Annotated in this window: 22 protein-coding genes; 21 read left to right on the forward strand and 1 reads right to left on the reverse strand. The window is 41.3% G+C overall.

Annotation, left to right across the window (positions count from 1 at the left end):
* The 17 genes from Q7U33_RS09620 to Q7U33_RS09700 all read left to right on the forward strand — a co-directional run.
* The coding region (locus Q7U33_RS09620; RefSeq protein ID WP_304860223.1) for a response regulator transcription factor at positions 1-626 on the forward strand (626 nt) is incomplete at its 5' end.
* A 195-nt stretch (positions 627-821) separates the two neighbouring features.
* Positions 822-4,493 (forward strand): tetratricopeptide repeat protein, encoded by a 3,672-nt coding sequence (locus Q7U33_RS09625; protein ID WP_304860225.1) that lies wholly within the window; start codon positions 822-824, stop codon positions 4,491-4,493.
* Between the two features lie 54 nt (positions 4,494-4,547).
* Entirely contained in the window at positions 4,548-5,846 is a 1,299-nt protein-coding gene (gene aepX, locus Q7U33_RS09630; RefSeq protein WP_304860227.1) for a phosphoenolpyruvate mutase, read from the forward strand.
* Positions 5,847-6,986 carry a phosphonopyruvate decarboxylase gene (gene aepY / locus Q7U33_RS09635; protein WP_304860229.1) on the forward strand — a complete coding sequence of 380 codons (1,140 nt, stop codon included), beginning with the start codon at positions 5,847-5,849 and terminating at the stop codon, positions 6,984-6,986.
* Between the two features lies 1 nt (position 6,987).
* Positions 6,988-7,980: an aminotransferase class V-fold PLP-dependent enzyme gene (locus Q7U33_RS09640; protein ID WP_304860231.1), complete on the forward strand. Its 993-nt coding sequence runs from the start codon at positions 6,988-6,990 to the stop codon at positions 7,978-7,980.
* A gap of 11 nt (positions 7,981-7,991) precedes the next feature.
* Positions 7,992-8,426, forward strand: coding sequence for an adenylyltransferase/cytidyltransferase family protein (locus tag Q7U33_RS09645; protein ID WP_304860233.1), 435 nt, complete (start codon positions 7,992-7,994; stop codon positions 8,424-8,426).
* Entirely contained in the window at positions 8,423-9,121 is a 699-nt protein-coding gene (locus tag Q7U33_RS09650; protein ID WP_304860236.1) for a trans-aconitate 2-methyltransferase, read from the forward strand. The genes Q7U33_RS09645 and Q7U33_RS09650 overlap by 4 nt, the downstream gene beginning before the upstream one ends.
* A 27-nt stretch (positions 9,122-9,148) precedes the next feature.
* On the forward strand, positions 9,149-10,564 hold the full coding sequence (locus Q7U33_RS09655; protein ID WP_304860239.1) for a tetratricopeptide repeat protein: 1,416 nt from the start codon (positions 9,149-9,151) through the stop codon (positions 10,562-10,564).
* 103 nt (positions 10,565-10,667) lie between these two features.
* Positions 10,668-12,347, forward strand: a complete 1,680-nt coding sequence (locus tag Q7U33_RS09660; RefSeq protein WP_304860242.1) for a bifunctional 2-polyprenyl-6-hydroxyphenol methylase/3-demethylubiquinol 3-O-methyltransferase UbiG — start codon at positions 10,668-10,670, stop codon at positions 12,345-12,347.
* 23 nt (positions 12,348-12,370) lie between these two features.
* The gene (locus Q7U33_RS09665) at positions 12,371-13,375 is read left to right on the forward strand and encodes a glycosyltransferase family 9 protein (protein ID WP_304860244.1); all 1,005 of its coding nucleotides are present in this window, start codon (positions 12,371-12,373) and stop codon (positions 13,373-13,375) included.
* Positions 13,376-13,914: 539 nt separating this feature from the next.
* Positions 13,915-14,718 carry a flagellin gene (locus Q7U33_RS09670; protein WP_304860246.1) on the forward strand — a complete coding sequence of 268 codons (804 nt, stop codon included), beginning with the start codon at positions 13,915-13,917 and terminating at the stop codon, positions 14,716-14,718.
* A gap of 71 nt (positions 14,719-14,789) precedes the next feature.
* On the forward strand, positions 14,790-15,173 hold the full coding sequence (locus tag Q7U33_RS09675) for a flagellar protein FlaG (RefSeq protein ID WP_304860248.1): 384 nt from the start codon (positions 14,790-14,792) through the stop codon (positions 15,171-15,173).
* 148 nt (positions 15,174-15,321) lie between these two features.
* On the forward strand, positions 15,322-17,010 hold the full coding sequence (gene fliD / locus Q7U33_RS09680) for a flagellar filament capping protein FliD (protein WP_304860250.1): 1,689 nt from the start codon (positions 15,322-15,324) through the stop codon (positions 17,008-17,010).
* Between the two features lie 18 nt (positions 17,011-17,028).
* Entirely contained in the window at positions 17,029-17,508 is a 480-nt protein-coding gene (gene fliS, locus Q7U33_RS09685; RefSeq protein ID WP_304860252.1) for a flagellar export chaperone FliS, read from the forward strand.
* Between the two features lie 15 nt (positions 17,509-17,523).
* A complete protein-coding gene (locus Q7U33_RS09690; RefSeq protein ID WP_304860254.1) occupies positions 17,524-17,847 on the forward strand; it encodes a flagellar protein FliT in 324 nt (107 codons plus the stop codon).
* A 12-nt stretch (positions 17,848-17,859) separates the two neighbouring features.
* Positions 17,860-18,825, forward strand: coding sequence for a flagellar hook-length control protein FliK (locus tag Q7U33_RS09695; RefSeq protein WP_304860256.1), 966 nt, complete (start codon positions 17,860-17,862; stop codon positions 18,823-18,825).
* A complete protein-coding gene (locus Q7U33_RS09700; RefSeq protein WP_304860258.1) occupies positions 18,818-19,177 on the forward strand; it encodes an EscU/YscU/HrcU family type III secretion system export apparatus switch protein in 360 nt (119 codons plus the stop codon). Before Q7U33_RS09695 ends, Q7U33_RS09700 begins: the two co-directional genes overlap by 8 nt.
* Here the strand turns inward: Q7U33_RS09700 and fliE are convergent.
* The gene (fliE, locus tag Q7U33_RS09705; RefSeq protein WP_304860260.1) at positions 19,174-19,530 is read right to left on the reverse strand and encodes a flagellar hook-basal body complex protein FliE; all 357 of its coding nucleotides are present in this window, start codon (positions 19,528-19,530) and stop codon (positions 19,174-19,176) included. The two genes, Q7U33_RS09700 and fliE, sit on opposite strands and share 4 nt — an antisense overlap.
* Positions 19,531-19,732: 202 nt before the next feature.
* Here fliE and fliF point away from each other — a divergent pair, with 202 nt between their 5' ends.
* Genes fliF through fliI form a run of 4 tightly spaced genes read left to right on the forward strand, consistent with a single transcriptional unit; the run spans position 19,733 to position 24,508 of the window.
* Positions 19,733-21,373 carry a flagellar basal-body MS-ring/collar protein FliF gene (fliF, locus tag Q7U33_RS09710; protein ID WP_304860263.1) on the forward strand — a complete coding sequence of 547 codons (1,641 nt, stop codon included), beginning with the start codon at positions 19,733-19,735 and terminating at the stop codon, positions 21,371-21,373.
* 5 nt (positions 21,374-21,378) lie between these two features.
* Positions 21,379-22,377 carry a flagellar motor switch protein FliG gene (gene fliG / locus Q7U33_RS09715; protein ID WP_304860265.1) on the forward strand — a complete coding sequence of 333 codons (999 nt, stop codon included), beginning with the start codon at positions 21,379-21,381 and terminating at the stop codon, positions 22,375-22,377.
* 11 nt (positions 22,378-22,388) lie between these two features.
* Positions 22,389-23,063, forward strand: coding sequence for a flagellar assembly protein FliH (locus Q7U33_RS09720; protein WP_304860268.1), 675 nt, complete (start codon positions 22,389-22,391; stop codon positions 23,061-23,063).
* Positions 23,060-24,508: a flagellar protein export ATPase FliI gene (gene fliI, locus Q7U33_RS09725; RefSeq protein WP_304860271.1), complete on the forward strand. Its 1,449-nt coding sequence runs from the start codon at positions 23,060-23,062 to the stop codon at positions 24,506-24,508. Before Q7U33_RS09720 ends, fliI begins: the two co-directional genes overlap by 4 nt.
* Positions 24,509-24,544: the final 36 nt, after the last annotated feature.

Raw genomic sequence — 24,544 nt, forward strand, 5'->3', positions numbered from 1 at the left:
AAGTCATTATCGCGGATGATCATGCAATTTTAAGAGCTGGCCTCAAGCAAATTCTGTCTGAAACGGATGATATATTAGTGATTGCAGAAGCCCAAAACGCTAATGAGGCAATCAAGTTGGGCTCACAGCCTGATGCTGATGTTTTATTGTTGGATATTTCACTGCCAGATAGAAGTGGCATAGAGGCGCTTAAGTACATTAAGCGCGAGAATAGTCATATTGCGGTGTTGATGCTTTCCATGCACAGGGAAGATGAGTATGCTATTCGAGCCCTAAAGTCTGGTGCGGCAGGATATTTGTGTAAACAGAGTGCCTCTTCAGAGTTGGTGAATGCGATCCACACTGTAGCTAAGGGTAAAAAATACATTACACCTGAGGTGGCCGAGATATTAGCGAATCAGATTGGTAGAGATGATCAAAAAGCACCGCATGAGTTGCTTTCTGATCGAGAATACCAAACATTTATCATGATTGCTTCTGGGTTGTCTGTGACAGATGTAGCAAATAAGCTCTCGCTTTCTGTGAAAACGGTCAGCATGTATCGCACACGATTACTTGAAAAAATGCAGCTTAAGCATAATGCTGAGCTAACGCATTATGCTTTTAAACATAATTTAGTGAGTTAATAGAGCAGTCGATGGTGATGATGTCATTGTATGAGACGTTGTGTTTCTGTTGCTAGAAGTGAGCTACTTTTGTGTATTTTTTTTAAATATCAAGTTTCTTGCAGTTCATGAATAATGTATTCATCTAAAAACTAGCAGTTACCGCGTGTTATATTGCTATTTTCTTGTTAAAACTATGGCTGATCGTCTGGGATAATGGTTAAAACTAAAAATAATACAAACCCTACTTTGGAAGAAATGAACGCGTTATTAGCGTTATTTAATCAAAGAAAGTTTCCAGAAGCCTTGGCTTTAGCCTCAACGATGGCTGAGCATTATCCTAAGCATGGATTTGCTTGGAAAGTGCTTGGCGCAGTCTACCAAAATCAAGGCGCTGTTGATCACGCACTCCAAGCACTAAAAAATGCAGCAAAGCTTTTACCTGATGACTATGAAGTTCAATATAACTTAGGTAACTGTTTTTATGACCAACAACAGTTAGATTCGGCTGTTGTTTGCTATAAAAAGGCGATTCAGCTTAATCCCAGTTTTGCGCAGGCATATTATAATTTAGGTAGTGTTTATAAAGGCAAGGGGTTGTTTCAGCTAGCAGAAACGAGTTATCAAGAGGCGCTTAAGTTAGAGCCGAATAATGTTCCAATGTGTTTGAATTTAGCGCAGTTGTATTATGAGAAAAAGGATTATGTTAAAGCCCTTGATAACTACCAGGCGGTGGCTGTAAGTGATGCTGATAATATACATGCAATGGCGGGCTTGGGTGTTACTTATAAAGCTTTAGGTTTGCTTGATAATGCTGAGGAGTGCTATAGGAAGCTTATTGAAATCGCACCTAGTAACTCTGACGTCTACAGTAACTTAGGTATTTTACTCAAAGATACAAATCGGCTTGATGAAGCAGAGTTGTCGTATCAAAAGGCGATTCAACTTAATCCTGAATGTGTACCTGCTTATAATAATCTAGGTTTGTTATATAAATCAAAAGGTGACTTCCAGAAAGCTGGGCATTACTATAGCTTGGCTTTAAATATCGATCCACTTAATTCAGTAGCTTACAATAATTTAGCAGTAGTTCTCAGGGATGCTGGGCAATATGTTGAATCGGAGGCTAATTGTAGAAAATCTATAGAAATTAGACCTCAATATGCAGATCCCTACAATAACCTTGGTTTAGCTTTAGATAGTCAGGGACGTTATGATGAAGCTATTCAGGTTTTTGAACAGGCGCTTCATATAAATCCTGAAGATGCTTCTATTCTGAGTAATTTCAGTGTCACACTAGTGACAAAAGGTCAGCTTGAAAAGGCTGAGACTTGTTTAAAGAAGGCACTAGAAATAGCACCTAACTTTATTAACCTTTATATAAACCTATGTATTACCTACTTGGCACAAGGACGTCCGAAAGAGGCTGAAGTGGTGTGTCTTAAGGCCTTGGATATTCAACCTGATTGTTTAGCCGCAAAAGGAAACTTGCTTTTTTCTATGAATTACACGGCAAGCCATACTGTAGATGAGTGTTTCGCACAAGCCGTTCAATACAATACGCTTGTGACAAAAAATACAGATAAAGTATACACGTCTTGGCTTGGAGAAGCTAAGCCAGAGCGCTTAAAAGTTGGAATTGTTTCCGCAGATATGCGACAACATGCGGTCGCATTTTTTTTAGAGAATGTAGTTAAGCACATTGATACTAAGCGTGTAGAGTTGGTTGCGTATTCGGCAGATGGTCGTGAAGATGACGTTACTCAAAGATTGAAAAAATATTTTTCCGTTTGGAGAAATATTGCAGGCTTTAATGATAAGTCTGCTGCAGAGTTGATATGGGGTGATGCAATACATGTCTTGATTGATTTATCAGGACACTCAGAGGGTGGTCGTTTACCAGTTTTTGCACGAAAGCCAGCACCTGTTCAGGTGAGTTGGCTAGGCTATTTTGCAACGACAGGTCTAGATGCTATGGATTATTTTGTTGCTGATGAAGTGGGTTTGCCTAGAAATATGCAACATCATTTTACAGAGAAAATTTACTATTTACCTAACACTAGGCTCTGTTTTAGTGTGCCTGATGTGAGTCTTCCTGTTGCCGATTTACCAGTACTAAAGAATGGATATATTACCTTTGGCTGTTTTCAAAATATGGCCAAGATTGGAAATGATGTATTGCTACTTTGGGCTCAAGTCCTTAAGCAAGTGCCGAATGCTAAGCTAAGATTGCAGAATAAGGCATTAGGTGATCCTGTTGTATTGCAAGCTGTAATGGATCGCATTGTAGCTTGCGGAATAAATAAAGATAGTGTTCTAACTTATGGGCTTACAACAAGAGAAGATTACTTTGCGGCTCATGCGGATGTTGATATGATATTAGACACATTTCCATTTAACGGCGGCACGACGACTTGTGAGGCGCTCTGGATGGGGGTACCTACTTTAACGCTTGCAGGAGATCGTTTGATTGCAAGGCAGGGAGCTAGCTTACTAAGTGCTTCAGGGTTGGCTGATTGGGTGGTAAATTCAGCAGATGATTTTGTGGCTAAGGGCGTAGCTTTTGCAAGTGACATTAGTCAGCTGGCAAAATTAAGAGCAGGCTTGCGAGAGCAGGTATTAGCTTCCCCATTATTTGATGGGCAATTATTTGCTCATCATATGGAAAAAGCGTTATGGCAAATGTCAGGCTTAACGCCGCCAAAATTCTTAGATATAAAACAAGTGAATCAGGCTGAAAGTAGTCATAAGAATCAAAAGACAATTCAAGCGACTGAAATAGAATCACTGGATGTGGTAACTATTAGTGATTCAAATCGACCATTGCTTATTGTGAGTGCTACAAGAAGCTCCGAGCAAGAGTTCTGGAGTCACTCAGCCTTAGGTGTTTCATTAAAAAAACACATGGCGTTGGATGGTAGATTGAGTGCAAATGTTGCATTTGAGAATACACGTGGATTATCAGAAGTCTTTAATGAGAGTATTGAAAAAGCAGATGGCTCGGCAATATTAGTGTTTATTCATGATGATGTATGGATAGATGAAGCAAACTTTGCGGATGCAGTTATATCTGGTTTAAAGAGTTTTGATGTGATTGGCGTTGCTGGCAATAAGCGTCGTGTGGCTAATCAGCCAGCATGGGCTTTCATCGATAATCAATTTACTTGGGATGAAGCTGTTAATTTAAGTGGTCGCGTTGCTCATGGTAAAGAAGCTTTCGGATATATTAACGACTATGGCGCAGTGCCTGCAGCATGTGAGTTAATGGATGGCGTATTTTTAGCGGCTAAAAAATCTACGCTACTTAATGCAAACGTAAAATTTGATCCACAATTTGACTTTCATTTTTATGATTTAGATTTTTGCCGTAGTGCAAGACTGGCTGGTTTGAAGTTAGGCACATGGTTGGTGAATTTAACGCATCAAAGTGGTGGTGCATTTGGCAGTGCTGGCTGGGTCAGTAAGTATCAGTTGTACTTAGATAAGTGGGAGCGAGTTCCCTCAAAGGACACTGAGCTACAGCAGGCTATTAATCATGTATTGCAATTGGCGATTGATCATCATCAAGCTGGTCGTTTAGAACAAGCTGCAATGTTGTATGAGGAAATATTAAAAATACAGGCCAATCACCCAGAAGCAAATCATCGTTTAGGACTTATAGAAGTTAACACCAAAGGTGACAGTGCGGCGCTAATAAGATTAGAACTTGCGGTACAAGCTGCCCCAGAATGTGAGCAGTATTGGGTAAGTTTTATTCAGTCTTTGATGCAAGTCGGTGCAATTGATACCGCTGTGAATGCACTTGAGTTGGGTCAGAAATTTGGGCTTAAACCTGAAACAGCACAGTCGTTAGCGGCAGGGTTTATTCAAGCGATAGATTCGAAATAATTGGTTTGAATTTATATCAAGCTGGATTTCTGAAAGAAAGTGGGTTTATTTAGTATGGCTTCAGTTTATATCGGAATGACAGTGGATGTGTTGCATCACGGGCATATTAATATTATCGAGCAAGCGAGAAAATATGGTGATGTGATTGTTGGTCTGTTGTCTGACTCTGCAGTGGCTGATCATAAACGTTTGCCATATTTAACATATGAACATCGCAAACAAATCGTTGAAAATATCAAAGGGGTAGCGCAAGTGGTACCCCAAAATGAGTGGGATTACGCACCTAATTTAAAAAAATATCGTCCAGAAGTCATGGTGCATGGTGACGATTGGCTAGAAGGCCCCCTTGTACCATATCGTGATAGAGCGTTAGCAGCATTGGCTGAGTATGGTGGACGCTTGGTTGAGATTCCCTATACCCGTGGTATTTCATCTAATGAGATGGTTACACAAATTCAAGCACTCGGGACAACACCAGACATACGCCGCCGTACACTTAAGCGTTTATTAGCGGCTAAGCCAATTTCACGTTTTATTGAAGCGCACAATCCAATATCAGCTTTAATTGCAGAGCATACGATAGTCGAGCGCGACGGTAAAAACTATCAGTTTGATGGCTTTTGGTCTAGCTCACTTACAGATTCAACTGCACGAGGTAAGCCCGATATTGAGGCTTTGGAGATTAACAGCCGTTTATCTAATATTAATGATATTTTTGATGTCACGACAAAACCATTAATCATGGATGCCGACACAGGTGGCAAGCTAGAGCACTTTGAGCTTAACGTACGTAGCATGGAGCGCTTGGGTATTTCTGCCACAATTATTGAAGATAAAGTTGGTTTAAAGAAGAACTCACTCTTTGGTAATGATGTTGCGCAAAGCCAAGACGACATTGAATCATTTTGCGATAAAATTCGTGCAGGTCGAGCAGCGCGCGTCAGTGATGATTTTATGGTGATTGCCCGTATTGAAAGCCTGATTTTAGATAAGGGTATGAAGGATGCCATTACTCGAGCGCAAGCTTATGCGGGTGCTGGGGTGGATGGTATTATGATACACAGCCGTAAAAAAACTTCTGATGAAGTATTTGAATTTGCCAAGATTTTTAAATCAGAGTTTCCAACACTGCCTTTAGTTTGTGTGCCCACAAGCTACAACACGGTCACAGAAGATGAGTTAGCTGAGCATGGCTTTAACTTAGTGATATACGCGAATCATTTGTTACGTGCCGCTTACCCTGCTATGCAGCATGTTGCGCGTGAAATTTTGCGTAATAGCCGCTCTAGTGAGGTAGATCAGCATTTGATGAACATTAATGAAATACTGGAACTCATTCCAGGGACTAAATAAATGATTGCACCTAGTGTATTTCACTCAGCACTGCAAGTCTGCGGTATTAATTTTGTAGCAGGGGTGCCAGATTCTTTACTCAAAGAAGTTTGTGCTTGTATTACTCAATGTTTTCCAGCTGAGCGCCATGTGATTGCGGCTAATGAAGGTGCTGCCATTGGTTTGGCGATTGGGCATTATTTAGCCTCAAATAGCCCTGCGTTGGTCTATATGCAAAACTCAGGACTAGGCAATGTGGTCAACCCGATTGCCTCTTTGGCTGACCCTCAAGTGTATGGTATTCCAATGTTGTTAATGGTGGGCTGGCGGGGTGAAATGCAAGCGGATGGTACACAAATCCATGACGAGCCACAGCATGTAAAACAAGGTCAGATGACGATTGCTCAACTAGAAGTTTTGGATATTCCTTATGTGCTTATCGATGCGCAAACCCCTGATATTGAAAAGGTGTTAAAAGAGCTGGTGAGTCTTGCATTGACCAAACAAGGTCCTGTTGCTTTGTTGGTGCGTAAGCAGACGTTTTCGTCCTTTAAACTTGAGGCTAAACCAGATGTGCCAGACCTTTTGTCACGTGAGCAAGTAATCCAGCTTTTAGTGCAGAACCTGCCAGAAAACACACCTATTGTGAGTACTACAGGTATGGCATCGCGCGAGTTATTTGAATATCGCAAAATCAATAACACTGGTTTTGACCATGATTTTTTAACGGTGGGTGGTATGGGGCATGCCTCGCAAATTGCAGTTGGCATTGCAATGGAGCGTACAACAAGCAAAGTGTTATGTATTGATGGCGATGGTGCTGTGCTCATGCATATGGGTAGCTTGGCGGTGAGTGCTAGACAAAAAAACTTAATTCACATCGTCATTAATAACGGTGCACATGATTCTGTAGGTGGTCAGCCAACGTTGGCGAAAGCGTTGGATTTGTCAAAAATTGCTAAAGACTGTGGTTATGGTTTTGTTGCACAAGTAAGTACTGAAGAGGCTTTGCTGGCTCAATTAAAGTTTGCAATTAGTGCAAATACGAGCGCTTTTTTAGAAGTTAAATGTAAATGTGGTGCGAGGGCTGATTTAGGTCGCCCTGATCGAACACCAGCCACCAATAAACAAGAGTTTATGAAGTTTCTGAAGAGTTTGTAAAATGAGTGATCAATCTAAATCCATAGAGAGCTTAGTTGCACAACGTAATCAAGCTAAATTGATATTTACTGCGGGCCCAGCTAGCTTGTTGCCAGAAAACTTAACTGGCTTGCGCCCTTGTTTTGGTCGCGGTGATCGAGATTATGATCATGTGGAAGCTGAAGTCCTTAATACGCTCAAAGCAATGACAGGGCATCAGCATATTGTACGCATGCAGGGCGCTGCAAGTTTGGCGCTTGAAATTGCTGCGCTTAATTTTTTACATGGTCGTGTATTGGTGGTTGCTACAGGCTATTACTCAGATCGCTTGCAATGGTTAGCCGAGTCCGCACAAAGAAGGTTGAGCGAAGTCAAATCATTGACTTATATAGATTGGCAGGCGCTAGATACTATTTCAGGCCAGTTTGATTGGGTAGTAGCGTGTTATATCGAGACGAGTTGTGGCTTAAAACTGCCGATTGAGACATTACAAATTTTAGCTAAACGTGTTAATGCCAAGCTCATGTTGGATGCTACAGCATCAATAGGGCTAGAAGATGGGCACAATGTAGCTGATGTCATTGCGTATAGCTCCTGTAAAGGCTTATTTGGCTTAACTGGTGCATCCTTTATTGCGTTTAATCATCATCCTACGATTGAGGTGGATTCGTTTTATTTAAATTTAGCGAGCCATGCTGAAAAAAGAATGACAGGTCCTTATCACGCCATTGCTTCGCTATATGAAGTGCTTAAAAGACATGATGACTTTAAGTCTGCTGTAGTTGAAAACAAAAAAATATTTATGAAGAAAATGAGCACAATTGCGATAAAGCCAACAACTCATCAGCCCATATTATGCACATGGGTAGATGGCGAGATTGCTTCATTAGACCCACGTGCTGTGCTTTACAAACCACGCGGTAATGCAGGTGGTAGTGTTGTGTGCCATTTGGGTGAAGTACATCTTGAGCGTCAAGCGCATGGTGAAATATTAAACGCTTTGCAATTGGTATAGAGGTTACTAAGATGACAAAAGTAAACTCACCAAAACGCATTATGGTCGATATGTCTGCCACCTTAATTCACCATGGTCATATCCGTTTATTAAAGGCTGCCAAAGCATTAGGTACGGTCATTGTGGCTTTAACTACAGATGACGAAATTCGAACTAAAAAAGGCTATACACCAGAACTAAATTACGCAGAGCGTAGCGAAATTTTAGAAGCAATCAAATATGTAGATGAAGTAGTGCCGTGCAACTGGCTGATTGAGGAGTCATTTTTAGATTTGCACAACATTGATTTACTCGTGCATGGGCATGACAACAGTAACCCGATTAGTGCATCTAGGCTACTGGTTTTACAGCGTACCGAAGGTGTCAGCAGTAGTGATTTACGTCAACGTGTGGTGAATGCACTTGCTGAATTAGAAGTAGAAAAATCGGAGAAAATTAACAAATGAATACCCAAAACTGGAAAGAAATCTGGGGACGCCGCACACACGCGACCGAGGAATCATTAGACCTAGCTACATTGATTAAATTAGATGGATTCGACACAGGTGCAGGTCGCATTGAAGCCGCTGATTGGCAAAATTATGCAGGGGTGATTGCCCAGAAGTTGGCATTGAAAGATGGAGATTCCATCTATGAACTTGGCTGCGGTGCAGGGGCGTTTTTGTTTGCGTTACGCCAATTACATACTTTAAAAGTGGGTGGTTTAGATTATTCCACCGCACTGATTGAAGCCGCATCTCGTGCAATGCCAGACGGTTACTTTATTGCGGATGAAGCTAAAAATGTAGAAACAGATTCACAGTATGATTATGTCATTTCTAATAGCGTATTTCACTACTTTAGCTATGAGTATGCAGCAACTGTGATTGCGAGCATGATTAAAAAGTCCAAAGTAGCTGTGGCCATCATGGAAATTCCCGATTTAAAAACCAAATTCGAATCTGAAACTCTCCGACGGGACGCTTTAAGTGTTGAGGCTTATGAGAAAAAGTATGCAGGTTTAGAGCATACCTATTACGAACGTGATTGGTTTAAACAGCAGGCGGCATTGCATGGTTGTACATGTGAAGACTTTGACGGCTGCGTGCCTAACTATGCACAAAATAAGTTCCGCTTTGGTGTTTTGATTAAAAAAACTTAAGCGACAAGAATAACCAAGAGAGTAATCATGATCAACAGCATGTTAGAAAACCAAAACGCTCCAACCATCACCTTCTTTTATACAGATAACTGCGAACGTCAAGCTCTAGAGCCTATAGCGAATGAAGCGAAAATGCGTGGAATTGACGTGCTTTTTAGCACTAACTCAAAGGAGCTTGCTCAAATTGGGGTGTACTGCGAGCATGCCTGTACGCCAAATGCTGATTTCTCAGTGATTTTGTTACACGATTTAGCACAGCGCCATGATATTTGGCCTAATTTTTGGCACTACGAACCTTGGAGCAAGTTTGATATAGGGTGTATTCCTGGGCAATCTTGGGTAGAGCGGTGGCAAAATCAGGCGGATTTTCCGATGGCGCGCCCAAGGTTGGGTATGTTTGATTTGGGCTGGCCTAAGGCGGACCTTGTATTTAAAGATAGAAGTCGATTTGCTCAAGAAGCACAGAAACTCCGTGAAACATTGGGCTTGAAGTATGAAAAGTCTGTTTTGTATGCGCCCTCTTGGGAAAATCACGGTAAGCAAGATGATTTTGTACAAGCATTTAAAGACTTACCTGTGAATGTGTTACTTAAGCAAGCGCCTTGGTCAAATAGCTATCCACAGGTGCTTGAAAACATTCGTCAAATGAATGAGCTTCATCAGGGTTGTGCAGAAAATGTACATATTATAGATGTGGAAGTCAGCATCATGTATTGCTTAAGCTTGGCTGATGTGTTGGTTTCAGATGAATCAAGCGTTTTGACTGAGGCTTTGTTGTTGGATGTGCCAGGCGTAGCTGTGACTGACTGGCTGATTCCTGACACTATTCCACCACGTCCAGCCAGTGTGCCCTATGATTATGTGACTAAAACTACTAAGGCCGAGATGCGCCAAGTAGTAGAGGCTATTTTGGCAGAGCCAGAAGCTACACGAACTAAAACACGCCAAGATCGAGATCACCAATTTAGCTATTTGGGTGAAAGCTCAATTCGTATTATGGATATTATTGAAACGGGTTATGCCAAACGTAACTGGACCGAGCTGGCCTTGCCACACCCGCCGTTGAGGGCTCAGGTTGACATTGATCGCATGCATTACCAGCGAGCAGAGCAACTAATTGCAGAAAATCAAATAGCTGAAGGTTTGAGTATTTTATTAGATTTACTTAAAGCAGAAACAGTGTGCTGGGAAGTTTATAACGATTTAGGTGATTTATCTTTTAAAGACGGCAAAGTGGAAGATGCCATTTTTCTATTACAAAAAGCGATTTCAATTTCACCCAAACCTGCTGTCTCACTTTGTAATTTAACAGAAATCTATTGCGCGACTAATCAGCCAGACAAAGCCTTGTCAGCATTATCTCAGTTAAGTCGCTATGTTCCAATTTCCCAACAGGCTGTATCCTCGATTAGAGCTTGTATGATGGCGCTAATGACTAATTAAAAAAACGGAAAATGATGAGATGATGAATTTTGAGCAGTTTTTTCATCATATCAGGTCGTTTGACTTTATAAAAAATATAAATTAAATCACGTGGAGCATCTTAATGAACGCCTATCAGTACAATAGCACAGACAATTTTTACCATCGCCCTAACGATGGTGAGTTTGGCTACAAAGATTCTGGGGATGCCCAAAACAGAATTTATAATATTATTCGTGGGGCTAAAGACAGAGGCATGTTTTCACCTGAGGTGATGAATCAGGCTTCAGATTGGCCAACTTTTTATCATTTAACCCCTATGCGTGCCAATATTTTGCGCCCATTTTCTAAAGAAATTGCAGCAGGACGCACGCTTGAGCTTGGTGCTGGATGTGGCGCTGTCACAAGATTTATCGGAGAGTTAGGCGGCACTGTGGTGGCTGTAGAGGGTAGCCCAGATCGCGCTAGGATTATTGGTAACCGGTGTGCAGAATTGAAAAATGTGACGGTGATTGCTGATCTAATTCAGAATTTTGAGCCTGAAGAAAAGTTTGATGTGGTGACACTTATTGGGGTGCTTGAGTATGCACAAGTCTATGTTAATGAGCCAAACCCAATTCAATACTTGTTGAAAGTGGCTAAATCGTTCTTAAAAGACAATGGATTGCTCATTATTGCGATTGAAAACCAACTGGGGCTTAAGTACTTATGTGGCTCAGCTGAAGATCACCTTGGTCGCCCTATGGTCGGCATCAATGATTCTTATACAGATAAAAGTCCTATTACGTTTGGTCGCGAAGAACTTACAAGCTATATTAAAGAGACTGGTTTTAATTCAGTAGAGCTGTATGTGCCATTGCCTGATTATAAAACACCAGTGTCTATTATTTATCCAAAAGGTTTTGAGGATGAAAGCCGATTAGCTGGTTGGGATGTTTCCCCTATTTTAGCGGGGTCTGCTGTACACGACCGTCAACGTCCAGTGCATCCAACATTTTCATTAGAGTGTGCATGGAGCGTGATTGGACGTAATAAACTGGCGCAAGATTTAGCTAACTCATTTTTATTTGCAGCACGTGTAGCACCAGCTAAGCAAATAGAAAGCGTGCTTGCAGCGCATTATGGTAGCCAACGCCCAGCGCAGTTTTCTAAAGAAACTCAGTTTATTTTAGATAAAAATAAACTCACCACACAAACAAGAAACGTTGCCAATACAGCACAACTATCAAATGCAACATGGGATATTGGTCCTTATCGTACAGGTCGCTTATGGTTTGATGAATTGTTGAAGATTATCAATCGTCCAAATTGGCAGTTTGCAGACCTTTTAAATTGGGCAGGCGTGTGGATTGAAGGCTTAAAAGCGGTAACCCCTGCGCCGAAAAACTCGGCAATTGCAGAGTTGCATCATTTCAATACCTTGTTGCCAGCTAAATATATAGATGCAACGCCAACAAACTTTATTGTAGGCAAAGAAGGTAAGGGTGATTTTTTTGATCTAGAGTGGAATTTTTCTACGGCCTTACCAATTGAGTTTATTGTGTTTAGAGGTTTGTTTTTAACATTACATCGAGTGACAAGCTGTGCACGTCCAGCAGGTGATGTAGCACATAAGTTGTATGATTTAACGATGGAGGTGATGGAGCGCCACGGTTTACATGTCGCTGCTGATGATTTAGATCTGTTCTTAGCCATATTCAATGCCTTCCAAAATCAAACACAAGATTTAGATTCAAACGTGATGAATGGCCTTACTGCAGAACTCGATGTTGCAAAATTACCTATTAGGCAGCTATTTACATAAGCCGCGCTTGATAGGAGTTTTTTGTGAAGGTATTAATCATTCGTCTAATGGGGCTTGGTGATGTTGCGTCTATATTGATTCCAGCTGTTAAAATTATTCAATCTAGCTATCCGCAGGCTAGGATTGATGTGATGACTTTGGGTGCAGGGGTTGAGCTGATGACCTTGGTACCTGAAGTGAATGCAGTATTGGCCGTTACAAAAGATCAGTGGCCTAGCGATATACACCAAGCTACCGATAGTTTTATGAGTATTGCTGATGTCGTCGCTCAACAAGGCTATGACTTAATCATAAATCTTGATACTTGGTTTATGCCTTGTTTTTTAGCGAGTTTTCTTAAAGAGTCAGGATTGAATGTTCAGGGCAATCTGATTAATCTATCTGTCTCAGACTTATTGCGACAAGTCCAAGCGCAAACATTAGCACAAACTTATTTTCAAACTCCACATCAATATTTAGCCAGCACTTATCCAAAGATGCGTGATTGGACATTGCCATGGTGGAATCAGTACCCCAATGTATCTTACCCTGAGTTTTACTTAAGCCATTGTTGTGGTTTTGAGCATGCTGTAGATATATCCTTAATGATAGAAGCTGATCATGACTTCAAGTCTCAGGCGGGGGCTAAAAAGATAATAGCGTTATCTTTATCAGGAAGTAAGGCTAGTAAGCAGTATAAAGATGCCGAAGCATTAACTGTTCAATTAGAACAGGCAGGCTTTTTTGTTTGGAGTCAGTTTGATGGAAGTGTTTCTATGTTAACAACACTTGGCAGGTTAAAAGTAACGGACTTACTAGTGACGGTTGCTACGTCAACACAATGGTTGGCTAAATTGGTAGGGTGTCCATCTTTAATGATGCCAGGAGCATTGCCACCTAGTGTTCTGGGTGCAGATTTTGTGGTTGATAAGGTCCAATCCTGCCAATATTGTTATCAAAATCAGTGTGTAGAAAATAAAAATTTTGCTTGTATGGATATTGCCGTACAGGATGTCGTTAAAAAAGTATTAGGTAGCTTTAAAGTGTGATTTTCAACCCAGATTTTCCATTAGGACGCGAAATGATAGCGAGACGATTTTTGAGACAGTTTTTTTGTTTACGAGGGGTTCATAGCCAGCTCTCTGCAAGGTTGAAAGTTTAATTAAACATGTATCAATAGATTATAGTGCTTTGTGTTGTATCAGCATGCCGTCATTCAAGCTACTTTGTTTGATGTTCCTCCAAGCCATGATGGGCGCTCACTTTGCAAGGTTAAGATGACTATTAGTTTAAGGCGTACTGTCAAACAGCGCTAATTTTTAGTGGTTCGTGCAAAGGTCTCTATAAGAATTCACTAAAGATTTTTAAAGTGAGACCGTTATCTAAATTGTCGGGATTGCAAATGTCGATAAGAAAAGTAACCTAGAGTGAGTGGTAAAGATTTAAGGTGTAAAAATAAATTAAAAATTTCCTAAACTTTTTAAAATCCTTACCGATAACAGATTTATACAGCGACGCAATTAGAAAAATGCAACGCTACTAGTAATAAGATGTAGTTTGAAATTTATTAAATATTAGGAGAACTATCATGGCTTCAGTAATTAACACAAACATTGCGTCATTGAATACACAACGTAGCTTAAGTGCATCACAAGGACAATTAAACACTGCTTTACAACGTTTATCATCAGGTCTGCGTATCAATAGCTCTAAAGATGACGCTGCTGGCTTGGCAATTGCAACACGTATGGACTCACAAATTCGTGGGCAACAGGTTGCTATCCGTAATGCAAACGATGCAATTTCATTTGCACAAACTGCTGAAGGTGGCCTAGCTAAACAAACAGATGCTATTCAACGTATGCGTGAACTAGCTGTGCAGTCTGCCAATGCTACCAATACGGCTGCCGATCGTACTAATTTGCAAGCAGAGTTTTCTCAATTACAGGCTGAAGTTACCCGCTTAAACACTGCAACTAAGTTTAATGGAACTGCAGCTTTTGGAAGTGCTGCAAGAGTTTATCAAGTTGGTGCAGACGCTGCGGATACAATTAGTGTAAGTGGTATTACAGCAATTACAGGTGCTACAGGTTCGATTGCTTCAGCATCTGGTGCAACCGCTGCAATTACGTCATTGGAGACTGTTTTAGCTACAGTGAATACTAACCGTGCTACATTGGGTGCGGTTCAAAATCGTTTTGAATCTGTAGTAAGTAACTTGCAAGTGTCAGTAGAGAATCAGTCAGCAGCTAAATCACGCATCATGGATGCTGACTTTGCGGCAGAAACAGCTAACTTGACTCGTGGCCAAATCTTGCAACAAGCAGGTACTGCGATGTTAGCTCAGGCAAATTCATTACCTAACAATGTGTTGTCATTGTTAAGAGGTTAAGTTTTAGAAATGTAATGCCCTTATCACCCACAGGACTGATCATCCTGTGGGATTTTTAGGAGGATAGAATAATGTTTAATTCATCATTAGATGGCTATGGTGCAGTAAAAAATACGGCCGCCGTGCAAAATATTGCCGGGGGCCAAAATGCCATTTTAAAGCCAGCAGGCGCTAAAGCGATTGATAGATTAGAAAGTGTCAAGCCTGAAATTAGGCAATCTGCTGAAGTTGATAGGGTGGCTTTGGCAAAAGCTGTAGGTAAGCTTAATGAGCTCGTTGCGCCAGCATTGCAAACAGTTCAATTTACAATGGATGAAGAATCAGATCGGGTGATTGTTCAAGTTGTTGATACTGCGACCGATAAGGTATTAAGGCAAATACCAAATGAAGAGGTCTTGGCATTTTCTAAAACTTTAGGAAGATTGCAAGGTCTAGTAATAAGAGAGCAAGCTTAACTCTTTAATAAGAGGCTTGTTTTGGTGCTTTATTAAGTAAATGAATTTTTGTTTATAAATTATGCTTGTTGGATTAAATGTATTTGTGTGTTCTATATGTAAAAAAGTGACAAGCATTTAACTAGTAATATTAACGAGGAGAATCATTATGGCTACAACTTCAGGAATAGGCTCTGTCCTTGATGTTAATACCATTGTGAGTAACTTGATGAGTGTTGAAAGAGCGCCTTTAACTAAGGTGGCGACACAAAAAACAGCATATCAATCACAAATTTCAGCGTACGGCGCATTGAAAAGTGCATTGTCTACCTTTCAGACCTCAGTTAGTGCACTTTCAAGCTTATCAAAATTTAATGCTCAGAGCGTTACTTCAAGTAACACTAGTCTATTAACTGCAACCTCAACTGGTAGTGCGACAGTTGGAAGTTATGATATTAGCGTTAGCCAGTTAGCTAAATCACAGAAATTGAGCGTAGGCGGATTTTCAAATGTTTCTGATGTTGTTGGCACTGGAAGCTTAACAATTTCGTTCGGAACCTTTACACCTGAAGTGGCAGATCCATTTGCACCAAGTTCATTTGTCGCAAATTCAGCTAAAACTGATCTTAATATCACCATTGATAGCTCTAATAACACATTAGCGGGCGTTCGCGACGCGATTAACGCTGCTAATGGCAGTGTTAGCGCTACTATTGTTAATGATGGTACGACTAATAGATTAGTCATTACTTCAAAAGACACAGGTGAGGTAAATAGTCTTAAGATTTCAGTATCTGATGATGATGGTAATAATCTAGACGAAACAGGCTTGTCTAGGCTGGCATATGATCCACAGGCCGCAGCTGGCAGTGGTAAAAATCTGACATTATTGCAAGATGCTAAAAATGCAATTTTACAAATTGACGGCATTGATATTGTAAAGTCTAGTAATTCGATTAGCGATGCGATTGATGGAGTTACGCTTAATCTGCTTGGCATCACTTCTGGAAGCGCATTGAGCTTATCAGTAGCAACGAATCAAGATGCGATTAAGACTTCAGTAACTGCTTTTGTGGATGCATTTAATAAATTAGACACAGCTTTGCGTAACCTGACAAAGTTTGATGAAACTGGTCAGGCTAATGGTGCTTTATTGGGTGACTCTACAGCACGCTCTATTATCAATCAAATTAGATCTGTCATGAATACAGCCGTTGCCAATGGCAGTTCATTAAACACGCTTTCACAGATTGGTGTGAGCTTTCAACGTGACGGTAAACTAAACTTGGATAACACTAAATTTACTAACGCTGTTAATAGTAACTTTAATGACATGGCAAGTTTGTTTGCAGCTACCGCTAGAGCGACAGATCCTCAGGTCAGTTTTGTGAGTAGCACATCTAAAACACAAGAAGGCACATATGCCATTGAGTTGACTCAGTTTGGTACTTTGTTATCAAATGCACAAGGTACAATTAATGGTGCTGCTGCAACAGGCGGTACATCGACTTTAAGAGGTTTGCTAGGCGATGCAAGTGAAGGATTAACTATTAATATTGCGGGTGGTGCATTAGGGGCCCGAGGTACTGTAAATTTTAGTCTTGGATATGCAGCTAAGTTAAGTACTTTATTAGATAATTTGCTCAGTGAAGATGGCATTTTGGCATCCAGAACCGATGGTATTAATAACTCAATCAAGCGTTTGGATACGCAGGCTGAAAGACTCACCTCACGCTTGGCTCTGATTGAAAGCCGCTATAGAGCACAGTACTCTAGACTTGATGTGTTGTTAACTAGCATGTCCTCTACAAGTAGCTTTCTAAGTCAACAAATAGCTTCTCTTAATACAAATAAATAATAGTAAAAAGGTGTTGTCATGTTTGGACTAAACCAAAAAGGTGTTAATGGATACGCAAAAGTCAGTATTGAGACTGGTGTGTTGGCAGCGAGCCCTGTAAGGTTGATTGTAATGCTTTATGATGGGGCGATTACTGCTTGTCATAGTGCCATTGGGTCTATGCAGCGTAAAGAAATTGAGCAAAAGGGCGCAATGCTGTCAAGAGCCATCATGATTATTGAGAGTGGTTTAAGGCTGAGTTTAGATAAAAAAGCGGGTGGTGAAATTGCTGAAAGTTTAGATGCGCTATATGTTTATATGAGTGGTAGATTGGCTTCTGCTAATGTGCGTAATCAACCAGAGCAGGTGCAGGAAGTGATTAAATTGTTGCTAGATTTGAAAAGTGCATGGGAGGCTATTGATGCTAATAAAGCAACAGCTCAAGTGCTTAATCAAGTAAAAAGCAATCAGCAAGGTGTTAGTGTTGCGCAAAACTATGCGTATCAGCCTAAAGTTTAGTGAGGGACTAAAGTAATGGAATATCAAAATACTATTCAGCTCTATGAAGCGGTTGCGAAGATTATGCAGCAAATGTTGCACGCAGCAAAAACGGAAGATTGGGAAAAGTTAACAGAGCTTGAGGCTTTTTGTGCGCAACATGTTGCCACACTTAAAACAATTGAGGATGCACAGCCGTTACCAACTGAGGCGTTAAATCGTAAGGTGGCAAGTATCAAAAGTATCCTTGCTGATGATCGCGAAATTCGAAATTTAATCTCACCATGGATGGCAAGATTGAATGCGTTGATGAATAATAATCAAACGGAAAGAAGACTGACGCAAGCTTACAGTCAGTAACTTCAATGCTATATGCTTAAACTGCCAGACAATTTAAGTATTAGTCCTGGTCCAGCACCAGTTGGTAGAGTATTACCAGTTTTATCATCTGACAGTATTGGCACTACATCACAAGAGTCAAGTGCAAGAGCGACTCAGTTTGCGCTAGGCCGTGAATATTCTGCTCAGGTTCTTTCAAGAGTGGACGACAAAGCTTTCTTGGTTAAAGTCGATAATGCAGTGTTGAAAATGGATTTAGGTAACGCTGCGCATGTGGGTCAATCTATTACGTTGAGATACGTTCAAGATGCTCCTGTTCCTACTTTTTTCTTTACACCACAAGCAGCTAAGCCTACAGATGGGTCTGCGTTACTAAGTCCTGCAGCACGATTAATTGGGCAATATTTACAAGAAGCAGAAAAGAGCGGTGTCTCCAATAAGTTTGAGGCGGCTGCTGTGGTTACTCAAAGCCCGAAAGACCCTCAAATGGTTGCCCAAGGATTGAGGCAAGCTGTTGCAAATAGCGGCTTATTCTATGAATCTCATTTAAGTGAGATGTTACAAGGTGGACGCACCTTGGCTGCAGTGATGCAGGAGCCTCAGAATCAAACCCAAACTCAAGCACAAATTGCAACATTGACAACGCAGCAATTAGCAATACTTGAGCAGAATCGACTTAATTGGCATGGTGAAGTGTGGCCAGGGCAGAAAATGGAATGGGATGTTTATTTAGAGGAGCGTGACGGTAAAGATGGTGAGAATGCTAATGAGGGTAACGACGATATTAGATCAGTAGTCAGTGAGATAAAATTAACTTTTCCACATTTGGGTGTGGTTGCTGCTAAGCTAACTATTGTTAATGGAAACGTATCAATTAATTTGCGTGCGGAGCAGAGTGATACCTTAGATGTACTTAAGAGTAAAAGTCGAGTTTTGACGCAGGCTATTAGTGACAATGGTCTGCAACTAGAAGGTTTGGTTATTTCAGAGTATGAGTAAAGCCGCCGAAAGTAAGTTGTTAAATCCAGTTCTTGGACTTGCGCCAAATCCGCATGCTTCTCACAATCCTAATCAACAAGCTATTGCACTGACATATGCTACTGGTGACTATGCGCCGCGAGTCGTTGCTAAAGGCCGTGGTTTAATTGCTGAGCAAATTATTGCTAGAGCAAAACAGCACGATATTTTCGTGCATGAATCCAAGGATTTAGTTGCGCTATTAATGCAAGTGGACCTAGATGAGCACATTCCACCTGCACTTTATCAAGCAATTGCTGAAATTCTATCTTGGCTTTATCGTTTAGAAGAGGCTAAAGCCGATGCTGTGGATGAAGAGTTTTTTAAATCTTAAATTTGCATGCTCATAATATCTTGATAGGCAGAAACCAATTTGTTGCGCACTTGAATAGTTGCTTGAAATGAGATGTTTGCTTTTTGCCCCGCGATCATGACATCTGACAAGCTAACGCTATCATCGCCTAGCGCAAAGTTCTTACCTAATGTCTCAGCATTTTTTTGTACTTGGTTAACTTGATCCAAAGACGCTTTTAACGCATCTGCAAAGTCAATTTTCCCAGTACTCTTGTTTGCAATGATAGGGGATGTTAAATTTGCAATACCCTCTGTTTGTGGACGCTGTGCTGCTGCCCTCATTTGTGCAAGCATAGATTCTATTCTGCTTGAATCAATACCACCTGCTTTCATGATTGACCTCCCATTAATATCTAACCTAAATTTCTCATTGCTAATTTAACATTGAATTCAAATATCAAGGTGGTAAATAAGAAGAGTAAAATCACTCTATTCTTAAGTTAGATGTGAGATGAAATTGGCATAATGTCAATTAACTAGTGGTTATACCGATTTGATTTGTAGTGATGTGTTTAGAGTTTAATGGAGAAACGTGATGGCAGCAGCTGACGCCACCTTGGTGAGTGAGGGTAGTTCTGGCGTATTCGCACAGATGGGAAGTAAGCTACTCCTAGTAGCAGGTATTGCTGCAGTGATAGCTGTAATGGTTGTATTTTGGTTATGGAGTCAGCAGCCTGACTATCGAGTTCTGTTTTCGAATTACTCAGATAAGGACGGCGGTTCAATTGTGGCTGCACTAGAAAAACTGAATGTTCCTTATAAGTTTTCTGACAGTGGCACGGCAATTATGGTACCTGCGGCACAAGTGCATCAAGTTAGGTTGAAGCTTGCCGCAGATGGTTTGCCTAGAGGTGGCAATATCGGCTTTGAGTTGTTGGAAAATCAGAAATTTGGTGTGTCTCAGTTTGTTGAACAAGTCAATTTTCAGCGTGGTTTAGAGGGTGAGTTAGAGCGTAGTATTCAATCTATCGCTGCAGTCGATGTGGCGAGAATTCATTTGGCAATTCCAAAGCCGTCGGTTTTTGTGCGTGATCAACAAAAGCCTACCGCATCTGTATTATTAAATCTTCGCCCTGGCAGAACATTAGATGCTCAGCAGGTGAGTGCGGTCGTGCATTTGGTGGCAAGTAGTGTCCCTAATTTACCCATAGCGAATGTCACTGTGGTTGATCAAAATGGCAATTTACTTTCAGATACCACTAAAAAGCTAGGCGCAAAAAACCTAGATCCAGAGCAGTTGAAATATGTTGAAGAGATTCAACAGAGCATCGTTAAGCGTGTTGAGTCAATTATCAGTCCAATGGTGGGGCTTAAAAATGTACGTGCTGAGGCAAGCGCTGAGATAGATTTTTCAGTACAGGAGCAGGCTGCTGAAACTTACAAGCCGAATCAGCAACCAGATGCTGCGGCCGTTCGCAGTATGCAAAGTAATGAAACGCAATCAGTAAATGGCGATACAGCAGGTATACCAGGTGCGCTTTCTAATCAGCCACCACCGGCTGCTACTGCTCCGATTACTACAGAGGGTGGTGACGATGCTAATGGACAATCTGCAGCCAATCCAACACCAATCAATAGTGAAAAAAATCTCACAACTAACTATGAGGTTGATAAAACGGTGAGTTACAGGCAGCAGCCGATGGGTGGAATCAAGCGCTTAAATGTTGCTGTGGTGGTTAATAATATGCCCGTGATTGATAAAAAGACGGGTAATGTTAGTTATAGAGCATTAACTGAAGCAGAAAAAACTCAAATTAATGATCTTGCTATGCAAGCAATGGGTTTCAATCGAGAACGCGGGGATTCGCTCACGATTGTTAATACACCATTTGCAGGTGAACCTGAGCAAGTGTTGCCGGCTATTCCTCTTTGGGAGAATCCACGTGTGATTGAAAATGCTAAAGATGTGTTACGTTTCCTGGTTGGTATAATCGCTTTATGGATTATTTATCGCAAGGCTTTAAAGCCATTATTGAATAAGTTAACGACGCCACCAACAAGGGCGGCTAATCAAAACGAAGCGCCTGATACTGTTGTTAATATCAGTGAGGATGGTAGTGTTTCAACTAGCAAGCCAGCATATGAGCAAAAAATAGAGACGGCAAAACAACTCGCGAAAGATAATCCTAGAATGGTGGCGAGTGTGGTGGCTAACTGGACAAACGGAAACGAGTAATATAAATGAGTGATGCGGGTGTGATGAGAAGTGCAGTTTTAATGCTGGCGCTAGGTGAAGATGAAGCTGCGGAGGTCATGAAATTTCTCAGCCCCAAAGAGGTACAAAAGCTTGGGGCGGCTATGGCAACATTAAAATCTGTGGGGCGTGAGCAAGTAGAGACGGTAGTGAGTGATTTTTTAGCAGAAGCTGAGATGAGTAGTAATTTGGGCCTTGATTCAGACGAATATATTCGATCAGTCCTTACTAAAGCGCTGGGAGATGATAAGGCATCTAGTTTACTTAACCGTATTTTACAAACTAGAGATGCTAGTGGTATTGAAAGCTTAAAGTGGATGGATGCGCATACGGTGGCTGAGTTTATTAAAAATGAACATCCACAGATTATCGCTACTATCTTAGTGCATTTAGAACCTGATCAAGTTGCAGAGATTTTTGGGCACTTTACTGATCGTTTACGTCAGGATGTGATGTTGCGAATTGCAACGCTTGATGGTGTTAAACCTGTCGCGTTGCGTGAGCTTAATGAAGTAATGACGAAGTTACTGACTGGTAATGAAAACATCAAAAAACAAACCATGGGTGGTGTAAAAGTTGCTGCCAATATTATGAACTTCATGAACGGTGAGACAGAGGCTGTTGTGTTAGAAGGACTTAAAAATTATGACGATGACATGGCTCAGCGCATTATGGATGAGATGTTTGTATTCGATAATATTATGGATATTGATGATAAAGGTATTCAGGTGATGTTGAGAGAGGTTCAATCAGAAACGTTAATTATTGCGCTTAAAGGCACTACAGAAGAAATGCGTGAAAAAATATTTAAAAATATGTCGTCTCGTGCAGCTGAGATGATGCGTGAAGATTTAGAGTCAAAAGGACCTGTTAAGCTTTCAGAGGTTGAGGCGCAACAGAAGCAAATATTACAAATTGTTCGCAGGCTAGCAGATGAAGGGCAAATTCAGCTGGCTGGTAAAGGCGGCGATGATCAATATGTATAAGGTAGAATTGCATGGCTAATGCAAATACTCCTAAAGAACAGCAAAGTGCTTATGAGCGCTGGGAGATGGCTTCGTTCTCTGATGTTAATTATGAGCGCAATAGAGGAATTTCAGCTAATAATCAGCCTAAAAAAAAGGACATGTCATCTGTAAACCCAGCAGAAATAGCGCAGGTCTTTGAATCTACTCGCAAAGATGCTTACAAAAAAGGAATGCAGGAGGGGTTTGCCGCAGGAATGGCTCAGGCGAGAGAGTTAGCACAAGTTGAAAAGGCGCAGTTCATGCAATTGATGAATGCGTTTGCTAGCGCCTTGGAGAGTGCGGATGAGCAGATTGCTGAAGATGTACTTTCTTTAGCGTTAGATATCGCTAAGTCTATGCTGAAAATTAAGCTTGATGTTGATAAAAAAGTATTACTGCCTGTGGTGTTGGATGCAATTCATTATTTACCACATATTCAAAGGCCAGCTAGGATTCTGGTGCACCATGAGGATATGCATCTGTTACGTGAACACATGGCTGATGAAATTACCAATGATCATTGGCAGATACATGAGGATAGCAATATTGAACGTGGTGGGTGTTTGGTTGAGACTGGTGCAAATCAAGTAGATGCTACCAATCAAACGCGCTGGAAAAGAATTACTGAAGCATTAGCTAAGAATAATGATTGGTTACTTCCATGAGTGATGAAGTGCTCGATTTTGCTGAAAATAAGCATTTAAACGTGCATCAGCAACGCTGGAGCGATCACATTCGGGATTGTAAAGAGATTTTACGTATCGTTGAACCCTTAGAAGTTGCTGGTCGTATTGTAAAACTTACTGGGTTGGTCATGGAGGCCGTAGGAATTAAGTTGCCAATTGGCAGCGCATGTTACGTCCCACTTGCGGAAGGTAGGCGTGTTGAGGCAGAAGTGGTTGGCTTCGATGGCGAGCGAATGCTCCTGATGCCACAAAGTAGCGTCGATGGTATTACACCAGGTGCAAAAGTGTTTGCATTAGAGGTGGCTGAGAGTTTACCCAAGCCACATCATGGACAACCCCCTCGCCGTCGTGCAACAGACCGGGCACGTCATTTACCGGTTGGTGTTGAATTGCTCGGTAGGGTAGTTGATGGTGCAGGAAATCCATTAGATGATTTAGGTGCAATTAATCCAACTCAAAGTTCTGCATTAAATGCTAGGCCGATGAACCCTTTAATGCGTGCCCCAATAGAGCATGTGCTGGATGTTGGCGTTCGTGCCATTAACAGCATGCTCACTGTAGGTCGTGGTCAGCGCATGGGTTTATTTGCAGGTTCTGGCGTAGGTAAGAGTGTTCTGCTCGGGATGATGGCGCGCTACACCACTGCGGATGTTATCGTCGTGGGGCTAATCGGTGAGCGAGGTCGAGAGGTTCAAGAGTTTATTGAGCAGATTTTAGGTCCTGAAGGTCTTGCTCGCTCAGTTGTTGTAGCTGCGCCAGCTGATGCTCCTGCATTAATGCGCTTGCAAGGTGCAAGTTATGCTACCACTATTGCTGAAAGTTTTCGTAACGAAGGCAAAAATGTATTATTGATTATGGATTCATTAACTCGTTATGCGATGGCACAACGTGAAATTGCATTAGCGATTGGTGAGCCTCCAGCTACCAAAGGCTATCCGCCTTCAGTTTTTGCCAAGTTACCTGCGTTGGTTGAGCGGGCTGGTAACGGACGTCGTGGCGAGGGCTCCATTACTGCATTTTATACTGTACTCACCGAGGGTGATGATCAACAAGACCCTATTGCTGATGCAGCGCGTGCTATTTTAGATGGCCATATTGTATTAAGCCGTAGTTTAGCGGAAAGTGGACATTATCCTGCGATTGATGTTGAGCAATCAATAAGTCGTGCTATGCATAATATTACTAGCCCTGATCATCAGAAGTTGGCGCGTAAGTTAAAGCAACTGAACTCGCGCTATGCGCGTAGTGTTGATTTGATTAATGTTGGCGCCTATGAGGCTGGTAGTGATGCGGTGTTAGATATGGCGATATCCAAGCATGAGTTAATAGAGCGATTTTTACAGCAAGATGTATCTGAACGTTCAGATTGGGAAGAGAGTCTACATTTTTTAGAAGCGGTACTTCATGGTGTTCCATTAAGTTAAATTTTGGAGCTATCTAAACAGGTATTAGTGGGAGTA

The organism is Methylotenera sp., from assembly GCF_030653755.1.
Classification (GTDB): Bacteria; Pseudomonadota; Gammaproteobacteria; order Burkholderiales; family Methylophilaceae; genus Methylotenera.